Here is a 22,398-nt window from a genome sequence, read left to right as displayed (position 1 = left end):
CCACTTCCGTTGTCGGCCGGGCACGCTCACTCGCGCCGCTCCGGCCGGTCGAACCCGCGACGCACCGAGCCCGGTGCGTTCACCTCGGCCGCCTGTTTGGCCCGCGTCGAAGACGACAACTGCCACGGCACACTGGTCACCATCACACCCGGTTCGAACAGCAACCGGCCCTTCAACCGCAACGCCGACTGGTTGTGCAGCACCTGCTCCCACCAGTGACCGACCACGTACTCGGGGATGAACACGGTGACCACGTCGCGCGGCGCGTCCTTGCGGACCCGCTTCACATACTCGAGCACCGGTTTGGTCACCTCGCGATACGGCGACTCGACCACCTTGAGCGGCACGTTGATCTCGCTGTTCTCCCATTCGCGCACGAGCTTGCGGGTATCGGCGTCGTCGACGTTCACCGTCACCGCCTCGAGCGTGTCCGGGCGCGTGGCCCGCGCGTAGGCCAGTGCCCGGCGAGTGGGCAGATGCAGTTTCGACACCAGCACGATGGAGTGGGTGCGGCTGGGCAGCACCCCGTCCCAATCGGATTCGTCGAGTTCGCGGGCCACCGAGTCGTAGTGCTTGTGGATCAGCTTCATCACGATGAAGATCGCGACCATCGTGATGATGGCGATGTAGGCGCCTGCGAAGAACTTGGTGATGAGCACGATCACCAGCACGGTCCCGGTGAGGGTGAGACCGATGGCGTTGATGACGCGCGAGCGCTTCATCCGCGACCGCTCCTGCGGGTCGGTCTCCTTGCGCAGCAGGCGGGTCCAGTGCCGAAGCATGCCGGTCTGGCTGAGCACGAAGGACACGAACACACCGACGATGTAGAGCTGGATCAGCTTGGTGACCTCGGCGTCGAACAGCACCACGAACGCGATGGCGGCACCGGAGAGGAACAGGATGCCGTTGGAGAACGCCAGCCGGTCGCCCCGGGTGTGCAGCTGACGCGGCAGGTAGCGGTCCTGCGCGAGGATCGAACCGAGCACCGGGAAACCGTTGAACGCGGTGTTGGCGGCCAGCACCAGGATCAGGGCGGTGACGATGGTGATGAAGAAGAAGCCGATGGGAAAGCCGTGGAAGACGGTTTCGGCGATCTGGGCGATCAGCGTCTTCTGGTGGTAATCAGCGGGCGCGCCGACGAGGTTCGAGGTGTCGTGCGCGTAGACGACCCCGATCTTCTGCGCCAGGATGATGATGCCCATCAGCAGCACGACGGCGATGGTTCCCAGCATCAGCAGGGTCGTCGCGGCATTGCGCGACTTCGGTTTACGGAAGGCCGGCACGCCGTTGCTGATCGCCTCCACACCGGTCAGCGCCGCGCAGCCGGAGGAGAACGCGCGCGCGATCAGGAAGGCGAAGGCCAGGCCGTAGAGGTGTTCGTCCTCGGCGTGGAGCCCGAAACCGGCGGAGACGGCCTGGATGTCGTCACCGAGCACGTAGGTCCGGAACAGGCCCCAGCCGAGCATCACGAACATGCCGAAGATGAAGGCGTAGGTGGGAATCGCGAAGGCCGTGCCCGATTCGCGCACACCGCGCAGGTTGATGGCCGTGAGCACCGCGATCGCGACGACCGCGAACAGCACCTTGTGCGTGTTGACGAACGGAATGGCCGAGCCGATGTTCGAGGCGGCCGACGAGATCGACACCGCCACCGTGAGCACGTAGTCGACGAGCAGGGCGCTACCGACCGTGAGCCCGGCGGTCGGGCCGAGATTCACCGTGGCGACCTCGTAGTCGCCGCCGCCGGACGGGTAGGCGCGCACGTTCTGCCGGTAACTGGCGACGACCACGGCCATCACCACCGCCACAGCGAGACCGACCCACGGTGCGTACATGTACGCGGAGATGCCCGCCGCCGCCAGCACCAGGAAGATCTCCTCCGGCGCGTAGGCGACCGAGGACATCGCGTCGGAGGCGAACACCGGAAGCGCGATCCGTTTGGGCAACAAGGTATGGCCGAGCGAGTCACTGCGGAAGGGCCTGCCCAGCAGCACGCGTTTGGCCGCCGTCGTCAACTTGGACACCGGGCTGAGCATAGACGGGATCATCGATGTGTTCGCGCTCACCTGACCTGGGCGCCGACCGGGATGTCGAGGTTGTTTGCGCCGCCTCGCCAGGGGGAAACTGGGCGGGGGAAGCTCCGGCGGGTACGGTCCAAGCCGGACGCCACGGGTTCGGCAAGGAACGAGGGTGCACGGTGTACGTAGTGATCATGGGGTGTGGGCGCGTCGGGTCGTCGCTGGCCCGTGCGCTGACCCGGGTGGGTCACGAGGTCACGGTGATCGACCGTGATCCCAGCGCCTTCCGCAGGCTCGGCGAAGGCTTCAGCGGGCAGGAAGTGATCGGCGTCGGCTTCGACCGTGATGTGCTGACCCGCGCGGGAATCGAACGTGCCGACGCCTTCGCCGCCGTGTCCTCGGGCGACAACTCCAACATCATCTCCGCGCGGGTGGCCAGGGAGATGTTCGGCGTGGAACGCGTGGTCGCCCGGATCTACGACGCCAAACGCGCCGAGGTCTACGAACGGCTCGGCATCCCGACCATCGCCACCGTGCCGTGGACGACCGACCGTTTCCTGCGCACGCTGATCGGTGACAACTCCACGACCACCTGGCGCGAACCCACCGGCGCGGTGGCCGTCACCCAGCTCACGCTGCACGAGGAGTGGTTCGGTCGCACCGTGCGCGACCTCGAACGCGACCTCGGCGTGCGGGTGGCGTTCATCCTGCGCTTCGGCCGGGGCCTGCTGCCCGAATCCAAGACGGTGGTCCAGGCCGACGACGTGGTGTACGTCGCGGCGACCTCCGGCAGTGTCGGTGAGGTGGTCGCGCTGGCGGCCAAGGCCCCCGTGAGCGAGGACTGAACATGAAGGTGGCCATTGCCGGTGCGGGCGCCGTCGGGCGCTCGATCGCCAGGGAACTGCTGCGGGGCGGGCATCGGGTGATGCTGCTGGAACGCCAGCTCGACCACATCGACCCACCCGCCATCCCGGACGCGGTCTGGGTGCACGCCGACGCCTGCGAGCTGTCGCTGCTCGAGAACGCGGGGCTGGAAACCTACGAGGTGGTGATCGCGGCCACCGGTGACGACAAGACCAACCTGGTCCACAGCCTGCTCGCCAAGACCGAGTTCGGGGTGCGCCGGGTGGTCGCGCGGGTGAACGATCCGCGTAACGAATGGCTCTTCGACGAGTCGTGGGGTGTGGATGTGGCGGTGTCGACACCGCGCCTGCTGGCCTCGCTGGTCGAGGAGGCGGTGTCGGTGGGTGATCTGGTTCGGCTCATGACATTGCGCCAGGGCCAGGCCAACCTGGTCGAGATCACCCTGCCCGCCGACACCCAGCTGGCCGGTAAACCGGTGCGCAGCCTGGTCCTGCCGCGCGACACCGCGCTGGTGACGATCCTGCGCGGCGGCCGGGTGATCGTGCCCCAGGCCGACGACCCCTTCGAAGGCGACGACGAGTTGCTGTTCGTCACCTCGGTGGAGGCCGAGGAGGACCTGCGGCTCACCCTGGCCGGGCACGGCATCCGGCCCTGAGCCGCCCTCAGGCGGCGGCGAGCTGGGCGCGCAGCTTGTTGAGCGCGCGGTGCTGCATCACCCGGACCACGCCGGGGCTGGTGCCGATGGCCTCGGCGGTCTGCGCGGCGCTCCAGCCGAGCACGATCCGCATCATCAGCACCTCACGGTGATTGGGGGCGAGCACCTGCATCAGTTCGCGGGTCGCGGCCCGCCGTTCGAAGGCGAGCGCCCAGTCCTCCGGGCCCGCTTCGGCGCTGGCGGTGTCGGGCATCTCGGCCATCGGATACGCGGTGTGCTTGCCCCGGCGGAAGGCGTCGGACACCTTGTTGGCGGCGATGCCGTACACGAAGGCCAGGAAGGATTTACCCTGATCGCGGTAGCGCGGGATGGCGGCGACGGTGGCGATCAGGACTTCCTGGGTGACGTCGTCGGCGGTGACCGTGAGGTGGCCGGTGGCACCCATCCGCGCCGAGCAGTAGCGGCGCACGAGGGGGTGGACCAGACGCAGGATCTCGGCGATGGCGTCGCGGTCGTCGCGGGCGGCGGGACCGATCAGGGCGTCGAGTTCGGCGCCGATGCGCTTGCTCTCCGACTGGGCGGGGCCGGGCTTGGAAGCTGCGCTTGCACGGTGCTCGGTTGCCATCATGGTCGCCGGTCCTCTCACGATCACTGCGTAATTCGGTATGCATTGATCGTGCGACGAACAGGCGGCGGCAACCAGGTACCCCAGGGTGGGTAGTTCCCCACCTCCGGCGGTACCCCTGCCCACCCTCAGGCGGAAGCGGAATCCCTTCGGACAGCGGACTTGTCGGCGGGCAGGTGGCCCGCGCGACGCACCGCCCACACGGTGACCACCAGGGCGACCGCGGTCAGCGGCCAACCCATCGCGATGCGGGCGATCGCGAGCCAGGTGGTGTGGTCGGTGTCGTAGAGCTGGGACTGCACCAGGTAGCGGGCACCGAAGACGACGACCCACACGACGGTGGCCAGGTCGTAGAGCTTGCGCACCCGCGGATCGGTGCGCCATGCGGTGCCGTGGCCGTTGAGCGCACCCCAGATCACGCCGACCAGCGGCCACCGGAACAGGATCGACAGCGCGAACACGCCCGCGTACACCAGGCTGGTGTAGATGCCGAACAGGAAGAAGCCCTTGGCCTCTCCCACCCGGTGCGCGATGAACGCGCACAGCCCGACGCCGAGGAAACCGGAGATGGCCGGCTGGACGGGGCTGCGTTGCACGAGCCGCCAGATCAGCACGCCCGCGGCCACACCGAGGGCGGCCCAGATGGCGGCGGTGAGCCCGGCGAAGGTGTTCACCGGAACGAACACGAGCACGGGCAGGGTGGAGTAGATCAGGCCGCTGATACCGCCGAGCTGCTCGAGCAGGGTCTGCTCGGCCTCGGCCGTCTCCTTGTCGACGTCGGGGTCGACGGGGTGGTCGGTGACCACCGGCAGGGCAACGGTGGCTTCAGGGTCCGCGATGGGGCGGTACTCGTCGCTGGAGGGCATACGTCAGCTGTTCCCGCGCAATTCGTAGTAGGGGTTGAAGATCACTTTGCGGCCGTCGCGGTCGCCGACGCGGCCGCGCACCAGGATGCGCCTGCCCGGTTCGATGCCGGGGATGCGCCTGCGCCCGATCCACACCAGGGTGATGGCGTCGGTGCCGTCGAAGAACTCGGCCTGCACCGTGGCACCGGCCGCCTTCGGACAGGCCTCGACGCTGCGCAGCCTGCCGACGATGGTGGCTTCCTCGCCGCGGCAACAGTCCTTGGCTCGCCGGGCGCCCGAGGCGTCGGCGGTCTCGGCCAGTTCCTCGGCGTCGAGCTGATCGATATCGGCCGTCAGGCGGCGTCCGAGTCGACGAAAATATCCCGAGTCCGGGCCCGATCCCGACTTGTGTGAGCCCGTGGATGACGACATGGCACGCTTCTCCCGCTAGTTGGCCTTCAACGCCACTGTAGATGGGCAAACGCCGGGCCGCTACGCTCGGTCCGTGTTGCGCACCCCACCCCAGGTCACCGTGGTCGCCCTGCCCGGAACCGGCTCCGACGCCGATTTCGCAGCCCGCGCATTCGGACCGGCCGCAGCCGCTCACGGCCTGGAATTCCTTGCCGTCGAACCCGACCCGAAGGCCGTGATCGCGAGCTGTACCGCGGCTTTGCACACCGCCGCCGCGCGCGGACCGGTCCTGGCTGCGGGGATCTCGCTGGGTGCCGCGATCGCCCTGCGGTGGGCCACCGGACATCGCGACGCGGTTGTCGGTGTCATCACAGCATTACCCGCCTGGACGGGCCCGGAAACCACCTCGTGCCCCGCCGCCCTCAGCGCCTCGGCAACCGCCGGGCAACTTCGCGCCGACGGTCTGGACGCCGTGATCGCCCGCATGCGCGCCTCGAGTCCGGCCTGGCTCGCCGAGGCCCTCACCCAGTCCTGGCGCGGCCAGTGGCCGGACCTGCCCCAGGCACTGGACGAGGCGGCCGCCTACTCCTGGCCGACCGTCGAGGAACTGGCCGCCTGCCCCGTCCCGGTCGCGGTGATCGGCGCGGGCGACGACCCGGTGCATCCGATCGCCGTCGCCGAAGAATGGGCCGCGACGCTGCCGACGGCCGGATTGTGCCGGATCACGCTGGACGAACTCGGCGCGAACCCGGCGGTCCTCGGACACACCGGGTTCACCGAACTCCACCGTCTCTCGACCGAAAAGGTCTCGGCGACAACCTAGTTCAGGCCCAGTTGCTGCATCGCCGAGCCGTCGGCGCCGCGCCGCGGTTCGTCGGGCAGCTTCGGCGGCACCGCCGAGGGCGGGGTCTGCGCGGCGGCCGCCTGCGCGGCCATGGCCTGCTGCTGGGCGAGCACCTGCTGCTGATGGGCGGCGGCGAGCTGTTCGGCCAGCTCCTGGGGCAGCACCACGGGCAGCGGGTCACGCACCGGCAGCGGCTCGGAGCCGCGGCGCACCACCGCGTCGGCCAGGACGGCCCGGGCGGCGGTGATGAGCGGGCTGCGATCGTCGACCGCGCCCGAGGGGCCCGCCGCGACCAGCCGGATCATCCAGCGCGGTCCGTCGACACCGATGAAGCGCAGATCGGCACCCTCGGTGACCGCCTTCACCTCACGACCCCACGGGCCCTTCTCGATGGCGACGCTCGCACCGTCACCGCGCAGCGACTCGGCCAGATCGGCCGCGACGAGCCGCCACTGCCCGGCCGACTTCGGCGCGGCGTACGCGGCCACGGTGAGCCTGCCGTGCTGGGTGGCCAGATGCACCGCCTGCGGGGTGCCGTCGGGGCTCATCTCCACCTGCAGCTGCCCACCCTCGGGCACCGGGATGACCACCGACCCCAGATCGAGCCTGCGCGCGATCATGTCGTCGGTCACTTCGGTGATGTCGTACGGGCCGGCGGCGGCGTCGGGCGCGTGGTCGAAGTTGCCGTAGATGCGCTCGTCGGTGGGGGCGTCGTCGAAGTCGAGGTGGGCGAAGTCGGGGCGGCGGAACTCGTCGGTGTCGTAGTCGTCGGTGTCGGCGAAATCGTCGTAGTCGTCCGCGGCGTAGTCGTCGCCGTAGTCGTCGTCGTAGACCGCGTCGTCCTCGCGCGGTGCGCGCTTCTTCTTGCCGAACAGACCCATTACGCCTCCTTGCCGGTCAGGCTCGCGTGCCCGCCGCTCGACCCGTAACCACCTGCGCCACGGACGGTTTCGTCCAGGTCGTCGACCTCGGCGAACTCCACCAGCTCCACCCGCTGCACGAGCAGCTGGGCGATGCGGTCGCCGCGGCGCAGCTCGATGGCGGTGCGCGGGTCGTGATTGATCAGGCACACTTTGATCTCGCCCCGATAGCCCGCGTCGATCGTGCCCGGTGTGTTCACCACCGACAGCCCCGCCTTCGCGGCCAGGCCCGAGCGGGGGTGGATCAGGCCGACCGTGCCGACCGGCAGCGCGAGCGCGATCCCGGTGCCGACCAGCACCCGCTCACCCGGTTCGATGATCACATCCTCGGTGGTACAGAGGTCGACGCCCGCGTCACCCGGATGGGCACGCTTCGGCACAGGGATGCCGGGATCGAGCCGCCGCAGCGGAATCGGTGCAAGTGCGTTCACATCGGTCGAGACTACGCGCTCGGAGCCGGACCAGCGCGTCACGACCCTGCCACGATCGCCTAGTCTTGAACCGTGCCCGACCAGTCCCATTCCCCGACCACCGACGCCGCAGACACCGACGCCCGCGCGGCCGCCGCGCCCACCGTGTCGCCCTACCGGGAGCGCCTGTGGGTGCCGCTGTGGTGGTGGCCGGTCGGCTTCGCGATCGCCGGGCTGATCGCCGCCGAATTCCACATGGGCGCGCCCGGGCTGCGGGCCTGGTTGCCGTATGTGCTGCTGGCACCGGTGCCCGTGTGGATTCTGTTGTGGATGAGCCGTCACCGGCTGGAAGTGGCCGTCACCCCCGAGGGAACGGCTGAATTGCGCGTCGACCGCGCCCACCTGCCGGTGAGCTTCGTCGCGCGAGCCGCGGCCGTCGCACCGACGGCCAAGAGCGCGGCGCTGGGTCGTCAGCTCGACCCCGCCGCCTATGTGCAGCACCGGCCCTGGATCGGGCCGATGGCTTTGCTGGTCCTCGACGACCCGGACGACCCGACGCCGTACTGGTTGATCAGCACGCGCAGGCCCGACCGGGTCTTGGCCGCGCTCGGACTCCCGAGCGCGGGCTGACCCGTCTACCTCGCCGTGGAACGCGTCAGAGGGCGCAGTCCATGCAGATCATCTCGCCACCCTTCTCGCTGGCCAGCCTGCTTCGGTGGTGCACGAGGAAACAGCTCGAGCAGGTGAACTCGTCTGCCTGCTTCGGGACCACCCGAACGCTGAGCACCTCGTCGGACAGGTCCGCGCCGGGAAGCTCGAACGATTCCGCTGTGTCGGTCTCGTCGATGTCCACGACGGCGGACTGCGCCTCGTTGCGGCGGGCCTTCAGCTCCTCGAGCGAATCCTCCGACACTTCGTCGGATTCGGTGCGCCGCGGTGCGTCATAGTCGGTTGCCATGTCGTCTTCCCCTCAGTCCTTACTCCGTAAATACCGGATCAGTTCGATTGCCAAGTCCCCGCAGGGAGACGGCGTTCGACCGCCCCGCCGGTGGTGCACCTCACACGTACACCGGTCGACTATCAGGTGGATCGTTGCTCGATCTACTCCGACAGCGTTCGGTTAACGCAGGACATGCCCTTGTTGTTCCCGCGACCGACCACCGTTTCACGGGTGATTATTCGATCTGGGCGGGCAGACAATAGCGGACCTACCGACAAATGTCGCAATCAAAACCCCGCCGCGACGAAACCGACGACGAATCTTCACCTGCCGGGAAACTCGCCGAGACCTCCCGCACTCGCGCATCGGCGGCGGACTCGTAGAGTGAGCGCGTGGTTTCACTGATCACCGAAGGCAGCGCGACCGATCGCGACGGCAAACCCTTTCCGCGACGGCGCCCCGAGCTGTGGCTCGCGTTGGTCCTCGTGCTGGCTCTTGTGGCCCTGTTCGTGTGGGTGGCGGCTTTCCGCACCCGCGAGGACAACAACGAGCCGATGGCGTGCAACGCGCCGAGCACGCCGACCGCGACCAACGCCCCCAAGCCCGCACCGCTCGGCACCCGAGTCGGGCCCTCGCGCCTGGACGAGGTGGATCCGGCGGCGCTGTCGGAGTCCAAGGTGCGGGTGTTCAACGCCAACGGCAAGAGCGGACAGGCGGGCAACATCGCCTCCGCGCTCGGCGACCTCGGCTTCGCCAGCGCACCGGGGACACAGGTCGGTAACGATCCGGTCTATGTCAGCGGCGACCTCAACTGCACCGGCCAGATCCGCTACGGCGTGAACGGCAGACCGGCCGCCGCCTCGGTGCAGCTGGTCGCTCCCTGTGCCGAACTGATCGAGGACCCGCGCACCGACGACTCGGTCGACCTGGTGCTCGGCCTGGCCTTCGGCGAGTCGCTCCGCCCGAGCGCCGACGCCGAAGCGGTCCTGCGCGCGCTGAAGAACCTGGCCCCCGGCGCCAGCTCGTCCTCGATCGACCCCGACCTCCTCGACGCCGCCCGCACCGTCAAGTGCTGAATCATCGGCGGCTGGCGCCGCGGGTTTCTCGGCCCGGGGGGCCTCGATCTTCCCTCCCTGCGGGCACTCCTTCGTCGCACCCTCCGGTCGGTCCAGATCGAGGCGGCCGAGAAACCGACTCCGGCTTCTCAGTCGGGTAGGGGTGTTGTCGCGCCGGTCTCGGTGAGGAGGGCGGCGAAGTCTTCGGCGAGGCCGGGGGCGGCGACGAAGGTCAGTTCGCCCGCGGCACCGCCGACGGTGACCGGTGGGACGTGCACCACCGCGCCCGCTTCGGCGGCGATGAGGGCGCCCGCCGCCCAGTCCCAGGCGTTGAGCCCGTGCTCGTAGTAGGCGTCGAGGTGGCCCGAGGCGACGTGGCACAGGTCCATGGCGGCGGCGCCGAGGCGGCGGATGTCGCGGACCCGCGGCAGGATCTCGGTGAGCAGCCTCGCCTGGTCGGCGCGACGCTGGGTGCCGTAGGCGAAACCGGTGGCGACCAGAGCCACCGACAATGAATCCTCTTGGGTGCAGGACAGTTTCGTGCGGGTGCCGTCGGCGGTGACGGCGAACGCCCCGCCGCCGCGCACGGCGCTGTAGGTGGTCGCGGTCGCCACGTCGGCCACCGCGCCCGCCACCGGGGCGCCGTCGATCACCGCTGCCACCGAGACCGCGTACCCGGGCAGGCCGTAGAGGAAGTTGACGGTCCCGTCGATCGGGTCGACCACCCAGGTGACGGCGCCCGGCGCGGTGGCGCCGACATCGCCGCCGCCCTCCTCGCCCAGGATCGCGTCGTCGGGGCGTCGCTGGGCGAGCAGGTCGCGGATCAGCTGTTCGGATTCGGTGTCGACCACGGTGACCGGGTCGGTGACGTGGCCCTTGGTCGCCACCGCACCGTCGACGGGTCCCCCGTCGGCGAACACCTCGGGTCGGCGGGCACGCACATGCGCGGCGGCACTTTCGGCGAGTTCGACGGCGAGCTCGCGCAGTCGTTCGTCGGCGTCGGTCGTGGCTGGGGCAACGGAACTGTGTTGAGGCACCACGCCATCGGATCATATGCGGCGGCTCGTGCCGGCGGTGACTACCGCTACTCTTTGTCAGGCACATCGACCGCGTCAGGCAAGGGGTTCATCCATGTCCGCTCGGGGGCACGCATTCGGCATCGATATCGGGGGAAGTGGCGTGAAGGGGGCCTTGGTCGATCTCGACACCGGTCTGCTCACCCACGAGCGGCTCAAGATCGCCACCCCGCGCCCCGCCACGCCCGAGGCGGTGGCGGCGGCGGTGGCCGAACTCGTCGCGCTGGCCGGCTGGGCGGGACCGGTGGGGATCACGCTGCCGTGCGTGGTGCTCGACGGACACGCCCGTACGGCCGCCAATATCGATCCCGCCTGGATCGGTACCGACGCGCGCGCCCTGTTCTCGGCCGCGCTCGGCGGGCGGACGGTGACGGTGCTCAACGATGCCGACGCCGCGGGGCTCGCGGAGGACAGCTACGGCACCGCTCGCGACCTGCACGGCCTCACCCTGCTGCTCACCTTCGGCACCGGGATCGGCTCGGCGCTGCTCTACGACGGCACCCTCGTGCCCAACTCCGAGCTCGGCCACCTCGACATCGAGGGGGTGGAGGCCGAGCACCTGGCCGCCGCCTCGATCAAGGACCGCGACGGCCTCACCTACCCGGAGTGGGCGCAGCGGGTGAGCACGGCCCTGATCCACATCGAGAACCTCTTCTGGCCGAAGGTGATCGTCGCGGGCGGCGGTATCAGCCGCGATCACGAGCAGTGGATACCGTTGCTCACCAACCGAACTCCGGTGATTCCGGCCGTGTTGAAGAACACCGCGGGTATCGTCGGCGCGGCGATGGCTATCGCCGGGGGCATCGCGCCGTAGCGCGCGAGGACGACGCCGCAACGCCTGGAGGGCATCGTGGCACTGAGTACCCTGGTTGGATCGTTACAATGGAACACGTCCGGCGGTGAGCCGGTGAAACCTTCCGGCCTCAGCCGGTCGCGAGCGAGCCGGTGAACGAACCGGTGAGCACCCGACCGACGCACCGCCGGTGCAACCCGACCGACCGCTCCGCCGGAAACCACTCTGGCGTGACGCCGCACGAGACCGTCACGAAAGGGCGTACGTGGTAGCCACGAATACCCGTCAGACCGCCGACTCGGCCGACGCCGATGCCGACGACGCCGTAACTCCCGCCAAGAAGGCCCCGGCGAAGAAGGCCGCTGCCAAGAAGGCCCCGGCGAAGAAGGCCGCTGCCAAGAAGGCCCCGGCGAAGAAGGCTGCCGCCAAGAAGGCCCCGGCGAAGAAAACCGCGGCCAAGAAGGCGACCGCGGCCGAGGGGGGCGAGGAGCAACTCGACGACGAGTCGATCGAACTCGACGATCTCGGTGATCTCGAGGTCGCCGAGGACGAACTCACCGACGGTGACGTCATCGTCGAGGAGGTCGCCGACGACACCGCCGATGCCGCCGACACCACCGAGCCGACCGAGAAGGACAAGGCCTCCGGCGATTTCGTCTGGGACGAGGAGGAATCCGAGGCGCTGCGTCAGGCGCGCAAGGACGCCGAACTCACCGCCTCCGCCGACTCGGTCCGCGCCTACCTCAAGCAGATCGGCAAGGTCGCGCTGCTCAACGCCGAGGAGGAGGTCGAACTCGCCAAGCGGATCGAGGCCGGCCTGTTCGCGGCGGAGAAGATGCGTGAGTTCGCCGAGGCGGGCGAGAAGCTGTCGGTGACCACCCGCCGCGATTTCAACTGGATCGTGCGCGACGGCAACCGGGCCAAGAACCATCTGCTCGAGGCCAACCTGCGTCTGGTGGTGTCGCTGGCCAAGCGCTACACCGGCCGTGGCATGGCGTTCCTGGACCTGATCCAGGAGGGCAACCTGGGTCTGATCCGCGCGGTCGAGAAATTCGACTACACCAAGGGTTACAAGTTCTCGACCTACGCCACGTGGTGGATCCGTCAGGCCATCACCCGCGCCATGGCCGACCAGGCACGCACCATCCGTATCCCGGTGCACATGGTGGAGGTCATCAACAAGCTCGGGCGCATCCAGCGCGAGCTGCTCCAGGATCTGGGCCGTGAGCCCACCCCGGAGGAGCTGGCCAAGGAAATGGACATCACGCCGGAGAAGGTCCTCGAGATCCAGCAGTACGCGCGTGAACCCATCTCGCTCGACCAGACCATCGGCGACGAAGGCGACAGCCAGCTCGGCGATTTCATCGAGGACTCCGAGGCGGTCGTCGCGGTCGACGCGGTGAGCTTCACCCTGCTGCAGGATCAGCTGCAGTCGGTGCTGGAGACGCTGTCCGAGCGTGAGGCGGGCGTGGTGCGGTTGCGCTTCGGCCTCACCGACGGTCAGCCGCGCACCCTCGACGAGATCGGTCAGGTCTACGGCGTCACGCGTGAGCGCATCCGGCAGATCGAGTCCAAGACGATGAGCAAGCTGCGCCACCCGAGCCGTTCGCAGGTGCTGCGCGACTACCTCGACTAGGCATTCGCGAGACGAGGCCCGGACCTTATGACAAGGGGTCCGGGCCTTTTCTTGTATCCCACACCGAATTCCGAACGGTCTGTTTACCACAGAAAACTCTCGGTAATCGTTTCGTGATCAAACCCACACTCCTGGATTGCGCTGTGATGGCAACGAATTCGGGGTTTTCGCCGTATCGTCACGTCCAGCTTTTCGTTCTACCGCCGACCGGTCAGCGGTACCGGCATTGAGGGTTTGCGCGGCGTGCTCGACATCTATCACTTCAGCTACGGCTGGATCACCCCTGTCCTCGCCTATTTCATGTCCGTCACCGGTTGCCTGCTCGGGCTGCAGTGCGCCGCGCGTGGACGCAACGCCACCGAGGGACGGGTCGGCTGGCTCGTCGGCGCCGCCATCGCGATCGGCGGAACCGGTATCTGGGTCATGCATTTCATCGCCATGCTCGGCTTCAGCATCCGGGGCGCGGAGATCCGTTTCGACGTCCCCCTCACTCTGCTCAGCGCGATCACGGCGATGGTCGTCGTCGGGATCGGGCTGTTCATGGTGAACAAACCGCAGCCGACCCTGCGCTCGCTGGTGGGCGGTGGCACCATCGCCGGACTCGGGGTGGGCACCATGCACTACGCGGGCATGTATGCGATGAAGTCGACGGCCGCGGTGTCCTACGACGCGATGATCGTCACGCTGTCGCTGGTGATCGCGGTGGTCGCCTCGATCGTCGCACTGTGGTTCACCTTGCGCGTCAAGGGATTTCTGGCCACCATCGGTGCCTCGCTGATCATGGGTGTGGCCGTCACCGGCATGCACTACACCGGCATGGCGGCCATGAAGGCCCACCCCGGCCACCATGGCGGCCCGCCTTCGGGGGCGGGGGCGATGGAACTGCTCGCGCCGCTGATCGGGGTGAGCAGCATCGTCACCATGCTGGTGCTGATCAGTGTGAGTCTCACCGAGATCGAGAACGAGGAGGCGCTGCCGCGCATGTGGCTCACCTCCCGGCACCAGCCGCGTAAGCGTGCCGTACCGCCGCCCGCGATGCCCACGCCGGTGCGCATGCAGGAGCCGATCGAATACCGCACGGAGGAACTGGCCTACGACGTGGCGGGCGCCTGGCCGCGCCGGGTCATCGACTAGTCAGGTCGTCGAAAGACGCCGGCGCCCACCGAGAGTGACGACGGGTTCGATTACGCGGGCGATGACCGGACCGAGCATCGCCATCAGCAGCACATAGGCCGACGCGAGAGCGACGAGGCGGTGGTCGGCGGTGCCGTAGCTCACCGCCAGACCGGCGATGACGATGGAGAATTCGCCGCGGGCGACCAGCGCCGCACCCGCTCGCGCCCGGCCCGCCCGCGCGATGCCCTGCCTGCTCGCCGCCCACCAGCCGACGACCATCTTGGTGCCCGTGGTGACCACCGCGAGCCCCGCCGCCCAGGCGAGCACCGGCGGAATGGCAGCCGGGTCGATGGACAGGCCGAAGGCCACGAAGAAGATGGCGGCGAACAGATCGCGCAACGGTTCGAGCAGCTTGGCTGCCTCCTGCGCGGTCGATCCCGAGATCGCGATGCCGAGCAGGAACGCGCCGACCGCCGCCGACACGTTCAGCGCCGAGGCGGCACCGGCGACCAGCAGCGCCGCGCCGATCAATTGCAGCAGGAACACCTCGCGATCGGTGCTGTCGAGCACCGCCGAGACCACCCGGCCGAACCGCAACGCCACCACGAGCACCACGGTGATCGTCGCCAGCGCGACGGCCAGCGACACCAGCCCGCTGAGCAGGCTCAGGCCCGCCAGCATCATGGTGAGGATGGGCAGATACACCGCCATCGCGAGGTCCTCGAACACGAGGATCGAGAGCACCACGGGGGTTTCGCGGTTACCGAGGCGGCCGAGGTCGTCGAGGAGTTTGGCCACGATCCCCGAGGACGAGATGTAGGTGACGCCGCCGAGCACCACGGCGCCGAGAATTCCCCAGCCCAGGATCAGGGCCACGGCGGCGCCGGGCAGCGCGTTGGCGAGCAGGTCGAGCACACCGGCGGTCCAGGAGCGGCGCAGCCCGGTCATCAGTTCGGGCGCGGTGTATTCGAGCCCGAGCAGCAACAGCAGCAGCACCACGCCGATCTCGCTGGCGACGTGACCGAATTCGATCGCGCCTTCCAATTCGACGAAACCGCCACGCCCGAACGCCAGCCCACCCAGCAGGTACAGCGGGATCGGTGACATACCGAACCGGCCCGCGATCCGGCCGCAGATCCCCAGCGCGAACAAGATCATGCCTAGTTCGAGCAGTGCCAGGGCCTGCGCGGTCACGGCCGTCAGCCGTGCGTGAGAATTTTCGCGGCTGCGTCCAGGCCTTCCGGCGTGCCGACGACCACGAGCTGGTCGCCCTCGGTGAAGGTGAAGTCCGGACCTGGTGAGGGGTGGAGCTGGCCGGCACGCATCACGGCCACGATCGAGGTCTTGGTGCGGGTCCGCATCCCGGTCTCGCCGAGTGTGCGTCCCGCGTACGGTGACTCGGCGAGCAGCACGAGCTGACGGGTGGTGATGCCGGGCAGGTCGCGGTGGTCGTCGTTGAGCTTGGCCACCAGTTGCGGTGCGCCGAGCAGATTGGCGAGCACCGAGGCCTCGTCCACCGACAGCGGCACCTGCGCGGCGATGGCGTCGGGGTCGTCGGGCTTGGACACGATCAGATCGATGTCACCGTCGCGATGGGCGACCACCCCGACGCGGCGCCCCGACCTGACCTCGAAATCCTTACGCACTCCGATCCCCGGTAGCGCTGTGACATCGACATTCACATATCCACGATAGACCCGTCAGAGCGCGGTTGTGTCCTGTGCCACTCCCGGTCGGCGTGGGGTATGGAACACGCCGTCCGGGCCCGGTCGATAGGGCGAGACGTCGAGCACCGCGGCGAGCGGCAGCGGCCCGTACAGGTGCGGGAACAGCATCGACTCCGGGTCGCCTGGCACGCCCGGCTCCCACTTCAGCGGCGACGCGAGCCGGGCGGGGTCCAGCCACAGCAGCACCAGATCCGTGCGACCGGCGAAGAGGCGATTCGCGGGCAGCCGCACCTGTTCGGGGGTGGACAGGTGCACGAAGCCGCTCTCGGCCAGCGACGGCGGGCGGCGTTGCCCGTCGTGCGCAAATTGTTGCCACTCTTGGGAAGAACACAGGTGAACAAGCGTGTGAGTGTCGGATATCACGGGTAATCTCCGGGTAGACAACAGGTTCGGACGGTGAAGACCCTGTCACACGGTGGGCGGTGGGGCCGCACGGTGGTGATCGAGCTCGTGGCGTAACGAGCAACACCACAGCGAGCGACACAGTCGATGAGTGTCAGGATCGAACAGGAGGTGGGAAACGGCGCCACGGGTGATCGGCGGGTGCTCGAGACCGACGACCAGCGCATGTTCGCTTTCAGCGAAACCGCAGGTCGTGTTATCGAAAACACAAAGATTCACTTCCGGGAACAAAGCCTGAACCCCGAACGTCTGACAGAGTAGTCGTACCACTGCTGGGAAGTAGCGGACGCGAGCCACGTGGAGTGACCACGGGGCCCACACCTAGGCGAACGGCCACGCAGCGCCGGGAGCCGGGACGGAGGAGTCATGCCAGGAACCCTGACCAGCACCCCACTGACCGCGGTCGATCGTTGCGATCGTTGCGGGGCGGCTGCCCGAGTGCGTGCCGTTCTTCCCGCGGGTGGCGAGTTGCTCTTCTGCCAGCACCACGCGAATGAACACATGGACCGTTTGCGCGAGCTCGAAGCCGTGATCGACACGGAATCGGCTCCAGCTCTCTGACCACTCCTCTCGCGTCCGAACACAACAACATCCGACAATAGAAAACCCCCGACAGCGGGCGACCGGATTCCGGCGCCCGCTGTTGTGGCGTCCGGGGTCAGGCGGTGTCGGCGAGGATGCCGTCGACCAGGGTCGCGACACCGTAGGCGTAGGCACCGTCCGGATCGGCGGGGGCCTGATAGTGCTCGCCCACCGTGGTGCCCACACGTGCGGCGAGGGGGAACTGGTCGGCGGGCATCACTTCGGCCAGTAGCGGACCGTGTACCCGCCACCAATCGGCATCGCTGAGCTGGTCGGCCGCGCCCGCCGCCGCGACGGCGAGGCGGGCATTGCCGGTGGCGAAATCGGTGAGCACCGCGATGGCGCGGTCCATCGCCAGATCCGACAGGCCCGCGCCGTCGATGGCGCGCAGCTGGTTCTCGTAGCGGCGCATCCTCGCCGGGCCGAGGACCTGGCGCCACGGCGACACCTCGAGCAGCCACGGGTGGGCGAGGAGCTCGGTGCGGACACGGTCCGCGACGGCGATCATGCGCTCGCGCAGCGGCAGCTCGGCGGGGATCGGCTCGTCCTCGGCGGCCACGGCGTCGACCATCAGCACCAGCAACGCCTCCTTGCTCGGCACATAGGTGTAGAGACTCATGGCACGCACGTCGAGGGCGGCGGCCACCGCGCGGATGGTCAGCTTGCCGATGCCGTCGCGATCGGCCAGGGCGATGCCCGCCGCCACGACCGCGTCGACGGTGAGGCCGGGTTTGGGACCGCGCGCGCCGGGCTTGGCCGGCAGGGCATGACGCCACAGCAACTGCACGAGCTGGGCGGCCTGGTCGGTGGATCTGCCGTCGGTCGGCATGCGCGGAACCTTTTCCGGTCGGTCGGGAACAAATTCAGTACAGTGTACGTTATTAGCCTGTTCGCGCTGCCCGATCAGAGGAGAATGTTCTGCCCGCCATCCAGGCCACCTATCTTCCCGATCGTCACCTGTTCGCCCTGTGGACCTGGAGCGGACTCGGCGCCGGGCGCCCACCACGCGACGTCGGAGACCCCGAGACGTTGACGCTGGCGCTGCCGGTCGGTGAGCGCAGGGCGCTCGAGCCGGTCGAGGTACCTGCTGCCGTCGTGACCGGTTCGGAGTTGCTCGAGTTGCCCGTCGCCGAGCTGGGCCCTTCGGCCCAGGCCTGGCGCATGCTCCTCGACGACGCCCGCACGGACGTCGACCACCGGCATCGGGAAGCGCCCACCGCCGGTGAGGCTCGTGCGGACGACGGGCGGCCCTCGACAGACCGCGGCGCGGGCGGGCTGCCCACCGCGAATACACGGGCGGCCGCGAACGCGCCGGTCGAGCTGCCCATCGCGGCGCATGCGGTGCCCAACGCCGTGGGGACGGCGGTCGTGTCGGCCGAGCGGGCGGTGCGGGTGGTGCGGGAGACCGAAGCCGCGGCGGCGGAGCTCGCCGGGGCGCTCGAGGCGACCCTTCGCCCCTATCAGGTGCGTGGGGTCGGGTGGTTGCGGGAGACCGTGGCCGCGTACGGCGGGGCGGTGCTCGCCGACGAGATGGGCCTCGGCAAGACCGTGCAGACGATCGGGTTCCTCCAGGGGCGGGCCGCGGGTCCGCAGCTGGTGGTGTGCCCGACCTCGCTGGTCGGGAACTGGGTGCACGAGATCGCACGGTTCGCACCCGGGCTGACGGTGGTGTCGTGGCGTGGCGGTGAGGTGCCCGCCGACGCCGGGACCGTCGTGGTCACCGGGTATCCGACGCTGCGTCTGCACGGGTCGGCGCTGACCGAGAAGCACTGGGCCACCGTCGTCTTCGATGAAGCGCAGGCGTTGAAGAATCCGCGTACCCAGGTGTCGCGGGCCGCGCGTGCGGTGCCCGCCGACGCCAGGGTCGCGCTCACCGGCACCCCGGTGGAGAACCATCTCGACGAACTGTTCGCCCTGCTCAACCTCACGACGCCCCGGTTGTTCGCGCACCGCACCCAGTTCCGGCGCCGGTTCGTGCGGCCGATCGAAGAGGGCTCGGCCGATGCGGCCGCGCGCTTGCGTGATGCGGTGGAACCGGTACTGCTGGGCCGCAAGAAGATCCAGGTGGCGGCGTCGTTGCCGGCCAAGATCCACAGCGACCTGCTGTGCGACCTGACCCCGGAGCAGGAAAAGGCCTACGACACGGTGCTCGCCGCATCCCTGGACGAGGGTTTCGGGTCGGGTCTGCAACGACAAGGCCGGGTACTCGCGGCCCTCACGCACCTCAAGCAAGTGTGCAACCACCCCGGATTGGTCACCGGTGACCTGGGCGAATTGGCCGGGCGCTCGGGCAAACTCGATCTGTGCACCGACATCGTGGCGACCAATCTCGACACCGGTGACCCCACGCTGATCTTCACCCAGTACCGGCAGACCGGTGAACTGCTCGTGCGCCACCTCGCCGAACAGTTCGGGGTGCGGGCACCCTTCTTCCACGGCGGACTCGACGCCGATCAGCGTGCGGCGATCGTTCACGAGTTCCAATCACCCGACGGCCCACCGGTTCTCATCCTGAGCCTGCGCGCCGCGGGCACCGGCCTCACCCTCACCCGCGCAGCCGACGTGATCCATTTCGACCGCTGGTGGAATCCGGCGGTGGAGGCCCAGGCCTCGGACCGGGCACACCGCATCGGGCAGACGCGCACGGTCACCGTCACCACGCTCACCAGCGCCACCACGGTGGAGGAACACATCGCGGGCATGCACACCCGCAAGTCGGCCCTCACCGACCTGTCCGATGCCGCGGGCATCGCCGAACTGGCCCGACTCGACGACGACGCCCTGGTCGACATCCTGCGACGGAAGCGAGAGAACTGATGCCAGACAACGAGTTCGGGTACACGCCGTGGGGTAAGGACTGGGTGCGACTGGCCGAACCGCTGCGCCAGACCCGCCCCGAACCGCTGCTGCCGCGCGCCCGCAGCGTCGCCCGCAACAACGGGGTGCGCACCGAGATCGAGGGCCGCACGGTGCGCGCGCACCTGCACCGGGGCGGGCAGGCCTCGATCGCACACGTGGAGGTGGCGCCGCTCTCCCGCGCGGCGGTGACCGCGATCGAGCAGGTGATTCCCGACGCGACCGTCGTCACCGACGACATGCACCGAGCCCTGCTCGACGCGGGCCACTCCCCCGCCCCGACCCTGGTGAGCACGGACTGCTCCTGCTCCGCCCGCACACCCCGCTGCCTCCACGTGCTCGCGGTGCTCTACACGATCGCCCGTCAGGTGGACGAAAACCCCCGCCTCGCCCTGGAATTGCAGGGTTACTTCGACACCGCCCACGACCCCGAAGCGCCCGTAGCAGAGTCACCCTGGACCCCGATCCACACTCTCGACCCTGCCCACTTTTTCTCCGTCACCGGCTGAACCCACTCCAGTCGGCTCCGCATCGGCCGTGCCGCGTGACGTCGGCCGTGCCGCGTGACATCAGCCGTGCCGCGTGACATCAGCCGTGCCGCGCCTGCAAAACCGCCGGGCGCGAGTTCGGTGCGCGCATGTGCGCGTGGCATCAGCCGTGCCGCATGGCATCAGCCGTGCCGCGCCTGCAAAACCGCCGGGCGCGAGTTCGGTGCGCGCATGTGCGCGTGGCATCAGCCGTGCCGCATCGCACCAGCCGTGCCGCATCACACCAGCCGTGCCGCTTGGCGGGGGCCGTGGCCCGTGGCGTCTGTGGTGCGGTTGGTGACAGCGAGTGCGGCTTAGGGGCGTCGTCGGTGCCGTGGAGTACCAGGCTGCGTGGCGTGTGCCACATGGGCGCCTGATGGTCGGCGGCATTCGGAGCCGGCCGGGTCAGGCGTTGGTTCCGCCGTCGACGGTGATGATCGCGCCGGTGATCGTGCGGGCCGACGGGCCCGCGAGGAAGGCGACCAGGTCGGCGATGTCGTCGGGGGTGCCGAAACGGCCGAGCGCGTTGAACTCTCGTTGAGTGGGTGCGTGCTCGCCCGCCGCCGGGTTCATGTCCGTGTCGGTGGGGCCGGGTTGCACGAGGTTGACCGTGATGCCGCGAGGGCCGAGTTCCCTGGCCAGCGCCTTGGTGTAGCCGTTGAGGGCCGACTTGCTCAGGTTGTAGAGGGCCAGGCCGCCGAACAGGGCGCGGTCGGTGAGGTTCGATCCGATGGAGATGATGCGCCCACCGTCGCCGAGGTGGGCCAGCGCGGCCTGACCCGCGACGAACGGTGCCTTGGCGTGGATGTCGAGCGCCCGATCGATCTCGGCGAGGGTGAACTCCTCGTAGGGCTTGGCCGGGAAGATGCCCGCGTTGTTCACCAGCACGTGGAGGCCACCCAGTTCGCGAGCGGTCCGGTCGACGGCCGCGATCACGGCGGCGGCATCGGCGCTGTCGGCCTGGATCGGCAGCGCACGCCTGCCGAGGGCCTCGATGTCGGCAGCGACGGACTTCGCGGCGACCTCGTCGCGCTGGTAGGTAAACGCCACATCGGCACCGGTGGATGCCAGTTTCCGGGCGATGGCGGCGCCGATTCCCCGGCTGGCGCCGGTCACCAGGGCGACGGTGGTGCTGTGCGACATGAAGACTGCTCCAATTCTGTAGTGATCGATACATAAAGAGGTAAGCGCATCCGACCGGCTCACGTCAAGGCTTTTCTTATCGACCGATACAGAAATAATCGCCGGCGACGGTCGCGGTATATTTACCGATCGGCACAGAAAGGTTTCTTATGGCAGAACGTGGTCGCCCCCGCGCCTTCGACCGGGATGTCGCACTGCGCCGGGCCATGGAGGTGTTCTGGGAACGCGGCTACGAGGGCGCGTCGATGAGCGACCTCACCACCGCCATGAGCATCAACTCCCCCAGCCTGTACGCGGCCTTCGGCGACAAGGAATCCCTGTTCCGGGAAGCCGTGGCACTCTACGGCCGCGCCGAAGGATCGCGCACCGCTCGTGCGCTGAGCGAGCAACCGACCGCCTATGCCGCGATCGCGGCCATGCTGCACGACAACATCGCCATGTACACCGACCCCGGCCTGCCCCAGGGCTGCATGGTGGTCCTCGCGGGCGCCACCTACACCACCCGCAACGCCTCGGTGCGCGAGTTCCTCACCGAGGCACGCCGCCGCACCACAGCCGACATACAGGCCCGGCTGGAGCGCGGCGTCGTCGAGGGCGATCTGAAACCCGGCACCGACACCGCCGCGCTCGCAGCCTTGTTCAGCACGGTCCTCTACGGACTGTCCGTCCAGGCACGAGACGGCGTGGGCCACACCGAACTCACCGCCGCCGCCGACTCCGCGCTGGAAATCCTCGCCGCCGCCCGAACCGCTTGATCAACCGGATCCAGCGCACGCACCTGCCGGCATCGGCCACACCGCGCGGCTACTCGCACGACTGCCGACGTGCCCAGACTGCGCGTACCCACCTCGCCGACAGCTGTGTTCGCGCACGTATCGACGAACCGTGTATGCCTCACGCGCGCCTCACTTGCCCGCCCAGATCGCTACTGCCGATCCACAGACACTCCGGCC

At 68.8% G+C, this 22,398-nt stretch carries 26 protein-coding genes; 13 read left to right on the top strand and 13 right to left on the bottom strand.

The genetic code is table 11. The features are described from left to right. Positions 1-26 precede the first annotated feature (26 nt). On the bottom strand, positions 27-2,024 hold the full coding sequence (locus HYG95_RS06180) for an APC family permease (RefSeq protein ID WP_181697005.1): 1,998 nt from the start codon (positions 2,022-2,024) through the stop codon (positions 27-29). A 173-nt stretch (positions 2,025-2,197) separates the two neighbouring features. Between HYG95_RS06180 and HYG95_RS06175 the strand changes: the two genes are divergently transcribed. After that, positions 2,198-2,863, top strand: a complete 666-nt coding sequence (locus HYG95_RS06175; RefSeq protein ID WP_181697004.1) for a TrkA family potassium uptake protein — start codon at positions 2,198-2,200, stop codon at positions 2,861-2,863. A 2-nt stretch (positions 2,864-2,865) separates the two neighbouring features. Then, the gene (locus tag HYG95_RS06170) at positions 2,866-3,537 is read left to right on the top strand and encodes a TrkA family potassium uptake protein (RefSeq protein ID WP_067492857.1); all 672 of its coding nucleotides are present in this window, start codon (positions 2,866-2,868) and stop codon (positions 3,535-3,537) included. 7 nt (positions 3,538-3,544) lie between these two features. Here the strand turns inward: HYG95_RS06170 and HYG95_RS06165 are convergent, their stop codons facing one another. From HYG95_RS06165 to HYG95_RS06155, 3 genes are all read right to left on the bottom strand, one after another. Continuing rightward, positions 3,545-4,165 carry a sigma-70 family RNA polymerase sigma factor gene (locus HYG95_RS06165; protein WP_370465696.1) on the bottom strand — a complete coding sequence of 207 codons (621 nt, stop codon included), beginning with the start codon at positions 4,163-4,165 and terminating at the stop codon, positions 3,545-3,547. Between the two features lie 125 nt (positions 4,166-4,290). After that, positions 4,291-5,028, bottom strand: coding sequence for a DUF3159 domain-containing protein (locus HYG95_RS06160; protein WP_181697003.1), 738 nt, complete (start codon positions 5,026-5,028; stop codon positions 4,291-4,293). A 3-nt stretch (positions 5,029-5,031) separates the two neighbouring features. Further along, a complete protein-coding gene (locus HYG95_RS06155; protein ID WP_067492853.1) occupies positions 5,032-5,439 on the bottom strand; it encodes an OB-fold nucleic acid binding domain-containing protein in 408 nt (135 codons plus the stop codon). A gap of 73 nt (positions 5,440-5,512) precedes the next feature. On the opposite strand from HYG95_RS06155, the gene HYG95_RS06150 reads away from it, so the two are divergent. Continuing rightward, positions 5,513-6,241, top strand: coding sequence for an alpha/beta fold hydrolase (locus HYG95_RS06150; protein ID WP_181697002.1), 729 nt, complete (start codon positions 5,513-5,515; stop codon positions 6,239-6,241). Here HYG95_RS06150 and HYG95_RS06145 read toward each other — a convergent pair. Together HYG95_RS06145 and dut are read right to left on the bottom strand one after the other, a co-directional pair. After that, positions 6,238-7,143: a DUF3710 domain-containing protein gene (locus HYG95_RS06145; RefSeq protein ID WP_181697001.1), complete on the bottom strand. Its 906-nt coding sequence runs from the start codon at positions 7,141-7,143 to the stop codon at positions 6,238-6,240. The two genes, HYG95_RS06150 and HYG95_RS06145, sit on opposite strands and share 4 nt — an antisense overlap. Continuing rightward, positions 7,143-7,613 (bottom strand): dUTP diphosphatase, encoded by a 471-nt coding sequence (gene dut, locus HYG95_RS06140; protein WP_067492849.1) that lies wholly within the window; start codon positions 7,611-7,613, stop codon positions 7,143-7,145. Before dut ends, HYG95_RS06145 begins: the two co-directional genes overlap by 1 nt. Positions 7,614-7,757: 144 nt before the next feature. On the opposite strand from dut, the gene HYG95_RS06135 reads away from it, so the two are divergent. After that, positions 7,758-8,222, top strand: a complete 465-nt coding sequence (locus HYG95_RS06135) for a DUF3093 domain-containing protein (protein ID WP_225280816.1) — start codon at positions 7,758-7,760, stop codon at positions 8,220-8,222. A gap of 25 nt (positions 8,223-8,247) precedes the next feature. On the opposite strand, the gene HYG95_RS06130 is transcribed toward HYG95_RS06135, so the two are convergent. Next, complete coding sequence (locus tag HYG95_RS06130) at positions 8,248-8,550, bottom strand: DUF4193 domain-containing protein (protein ID WP_067492847.1); 303 nt, start codon at positions 8,548-8,550, stop codon at positions 8,248-8,250. Between the two features lie 374 nt (positions 8,551-8,924). Here HYG95_RS06130 and cei point away from each other — a divergent pair, with 374 nt between their 5' ends. After that, entirely contained in the window at positions 8,925-9,608 is a 684-nt protein-coding gene (cei, locus tag HYG95_RS06125; protein WP_181696999.1) for an envelope integrity protein Cei, read from the top strand. Between the two features lie 128 nt (positions 9,609-9,736). On the opposite strand, the gene HYG95_RS06120 is transcribed toward cei, so the two are convergent. Beyond that, the gene (locus HYG95_RS06120) at positions 9,737-10,627 is read right to left on the bottom strand and encodes an inositol monophosphatase family protein (protein ID WP_370465695.1); all 891 of its coding nucleotides are present in this window, start codon (positions 10,625-10,627) and stop codon (positions 9,737-9,739) included. 91 nt (positions 10,628-10,718) lie between these two features. On the opposite strand from HYG95_RS06120, the gene ppgK reads away from it, so the two are divergent. From ppgK to HYG95_RS06105, 3 genes are all read left to right on the top strand, one after another. Next, positions 10,719-11,477, top strand: a complete 759-nt coding sequence (gene ppgK / locus HYG95_RS06115) for a polyphosphate--glucose phosphotransferase (RefSeq protein ID WP_181696998.1) — start codon at positions 10,719-10,721, stop codon at positions 11,475-11,477. A gap of 244 nt (positions 11,478-11,721) precedes the next feature. Further along, the gene (locus tag HYG95_RS06110) at positions 11,722-13,092 is read left to right on the top strand and encodes an RNA polymerase sigma factor (protein ID WP_067492841.1); all 1,371 of its coding nucleotides are present in this window, start codon (positions 11,722-11,724) and stop codon (positions 13,090-13,092) included. A gap of 243 nt (positions 13,093-13,335) precedes the next feature. Continuing rightward, positions 13,336-14,226 carry an MHYT domain-containing protein gene (locus HYG95_RS06105; protein WP_181696997.1) on the top strand — a complete coding sequence of 297 codons (891 nt, stop codon included), beginning with the start codon at positions 13,336-13,338 and terminating at the stop codon, positions 14,224-14,226. Here HYG95_RS06105 and HYG95_RS06100 read toward each other — a convergent pair whose 3' ends face one another. From HYG95_RS06100 to HYG95_RS06090, 3 genes are read right to left on the bottom strand one after another with little or no spacing between them, the layout of a single operon-like run. Then, positions 14,227-15,402 (bottom strand): cation:proton antiporter, encoded by a 1,176-nt coding sequence (locus HYG95_RS06100; RefSeq protein WP_181696996.1) that lies wholly within the window; start codon positions 15,400-15,402, stop codon positions 14,227-14,229. 5 nt (positions 15,403-15,407) lie between these two features. Next, positions 15,408-15,890, bottom strand: coding sequence for a TrkA C-terminal domain-containing protein (locus HYG95_RS06095; protein WP_067492837.1), 483 nt, complete (start codon positions 15,888-15,890; stop codon positions 15,408-15,410). A gap of 18 nt (positions 15,891-15,908) precedes the next feature. Then, complete coding sequence (locus HYG95_RS06090) at positions 15,909-16,298, bottom strand: DUF952 domain-containing protein (RefSeq protein WP_181696995.1); 390 nt, start codon at positions 16,296-16,298, stop codon at positions 15,909-15,911. Between the two features lie 126 nt (positions 16,299-16,424). On the opposite strand from HYG95_RS06090, the gene HYG95_RS06085 reads away from it, so the two are divergent. Further along, on the top strand, positions 16,425-16,598 hold the full coding sequence (locus HYG95_RS06085; protein ID WP_157104669.1) for a hypothetical protein: 174 nt from the start codon (positions 16,425-16,427) through the stop codon (positions 16,596-16,598). Between the two features lie 105 nt (positions 16,599-16,703). After that, a complete protein-coding gene (locus HYG95_RS24685) occupies positions 16,704-16,898 on the top strand; it encodes a hypothetical protein (protein WP_029903635.1) in 195 nt (64 codons plus the stop codon). A gap of 97 nt (positions 16,899-16,995) precedes the next feature. Here HYG95_RS24685 and HYG95_RS06080 read toward each other — a convergent pair whose 3' ends face one another. Then, positions 16,996-17,748: a TetR/AcrR family transcriptional regulator gene (locus tag HYG95_RS06080; protein WP_181696994.1), complete on the bottom strand. Its 753-nt coding sequence runs from the start codon at positions 17,746-17,748 to the stop codon at positions 16,996-16,998. Between the two features lie 128 nt (positions 17,749-17,876). On the opposite strand from HYG95_RS06080, the gene HYG95_RS06075 reads away from it, so the two are divergent. Together HYG95_RS06075 and HYG95_RS06070 are read left to right on the top strand one after the other, a co-directional pair. Further along, positions 17,877-19,736: a DEAD/DEAH box helicase gene (locus HYG95_RS06075; RefSeq protein WP_181697038.1), complete on the top strand. Its 1,860-nt coding sequence runs from the start codon at positions 17,877-17,879 to the stop codon at positions 19,734-19,736. Further along, a complete protein-coding gene (locus HYG95_RS06070) occupies positions 19,736-20,284 on the top strand; it encodes a hypothetical protein (protein ID WP_181696993.1) in 549 nt (182 codons plus the stop codon). The genes HYG95_RS06075 and HYG95_RS06070 overlap by 1 nt, the downstream gene beginning before the upstream one ends. A 423-nt stretch (positions 20,285-20,707) precedes the next feature. Here the strand turns inward: HYG95_RS06070 and HYG95_RS06065 are convergent, their stop codons facing one another. Beyond that, positions 20,708-21,445 carry an SDR family NAD(P)-dependent oxidoreductase gene (locus HYG95_RS06065; protein ID WP_181696992.1) on the bottom strand — a complete coding sequence of 246 codons (738 nt, stop codon included), beginning with the start codon at positions 21,443-21,445 and terminating at the stop codon, positions 20,708-20,710. A 149-nt stretch (positions 21,446-21,594) separates the two neighbouring features. On the opposite strand from HYG95_RS06065, the gene HYG95_RS06060 reads away from it, so the two are divergent. Next, complete coding sequence (locus HYG95_RS06060; protein ID WP_181696991.1) at positions 21,595-22,200, top strand: TetR/AcrR family transcriptional regulator; 606 nt, start codon at positions 21,595-21,597, stop codon at positions 22,198-22,200. Positions 22,201-22,398 lie beyond the last annotated feature (198 nt).

This window comes from Nocardia sp. GTS18, from assembly GCF_013839555.1.
In the GTDB taxonomy this organism is placed as follows: Bacteria; Actinomycetota; Actinomycetes; order Mycobacteriales; family Mycobacteriaceae; genus Nocardia; species Nocardia rosealba.
This window is presented reverse-complemented; position numbering and strand designations above follow the sequence as displayed.

What these genes read in the sequence shown, in the direction of transcription:
- HYG95_RS06170 (WP_067492857.1), top strand. Translation starts at nt 2,866, where the DNA reads ATGAAGGTGGCCATTGCCGGTGCGGGCGCCGTCGGGCGCTCGATCGCC.
- HYG95_RS06165 (WP_370465696.1), bottom strand. Translation starts at nt 4,165, where the DNA reads ATGATGGCAACCGAGCACCGTGCAAGCGCAGCTTCCAAGCCCGGCCCC.
- HYG95_RS06160 (WP_181697003.1), bottom strand. Translation starts at nt 5,028, where the DNA reads ATGCCCTCCAGCGACGAGTACCGCCCCATCGCGGACCCTGAAGCCACC.
- HYG95_RS06155 (WP_067492853.1), bottom strand. Translation starts at nt 5,439, where the DNA reads ATGTCGTCATCCACGGGCTCACACAAGTCGGGATCGGGCCCGGACTCG.
- HYG95_RS06145 (WP_181697001.1), bottom strand. Translation starts at nt 7,143, where the DNA reads ATGGGTCTGTTCGGCAAGAAGAAGCGCGCACCGCGCGAGGACGACGCG.
- HYG95_RS06130 (WP_067492847.1), bottom strand. Translation starts at nt 8,550, where the DNA reads ATGGCAACCGACTATGACGCACCGCGGCGCACCGAATCCGACGAAGTG.
- ppgK (WP_181696998.1), top strand. Translation starts at nt 10,719, where the DNA reads ATGTCCGCTCGGGGGCACGCATTCGGCATCGATATCGGGGGAAGTGGC.
- HYG95_RS06085 (WP_157104669.1), top strand. Translation starts at nt 16,425, where the DNA reads ATGAGTGTCAGGATCGAACAGGAGGTGGGAAACGGCGCCACGGGTGAT.
- HYG95_RS24685 (WP_029903635.1), top strand. Translation starts at nt 16,704, where the DNA reads ATGCCAGGAACCCTGACCAGCACCCCACTGACCGCGGTCGATCGTTGC.
- HYG95_RS06080 (WP_181696994.1), bottom strand. Translation starts at nt 17,748, where the DNA reads ATGCCGACCGACGGCAGATCCACCGACCAGGCCGCCCAGCTCGTGCAG.
- HYG95_RS06070 (WP_181696993.1), top strand. Translation starts at nt 19,736, where the DNA reads ATGCCAGACAACGAGTTCGGGTACACGCCGTGGGGTAAGGACTGGGTG.
- HYG95_RS06065 (WP_181696992.1), bottom strand. Translation starts at nt 21,445, where the DNA reads ATGTCGCACAGCACCACCGTCGCCCTGGTGACCGGCGCCAGCCGGGGA.
- HYG95_RS06060 (WP_181696991.1), top strand. Translation starts at nt 21,595, where the DNA reads ATGGCAGAACGTGGTCGCCCCCGCGCCTTCGACCGGGATGTCGCACTG.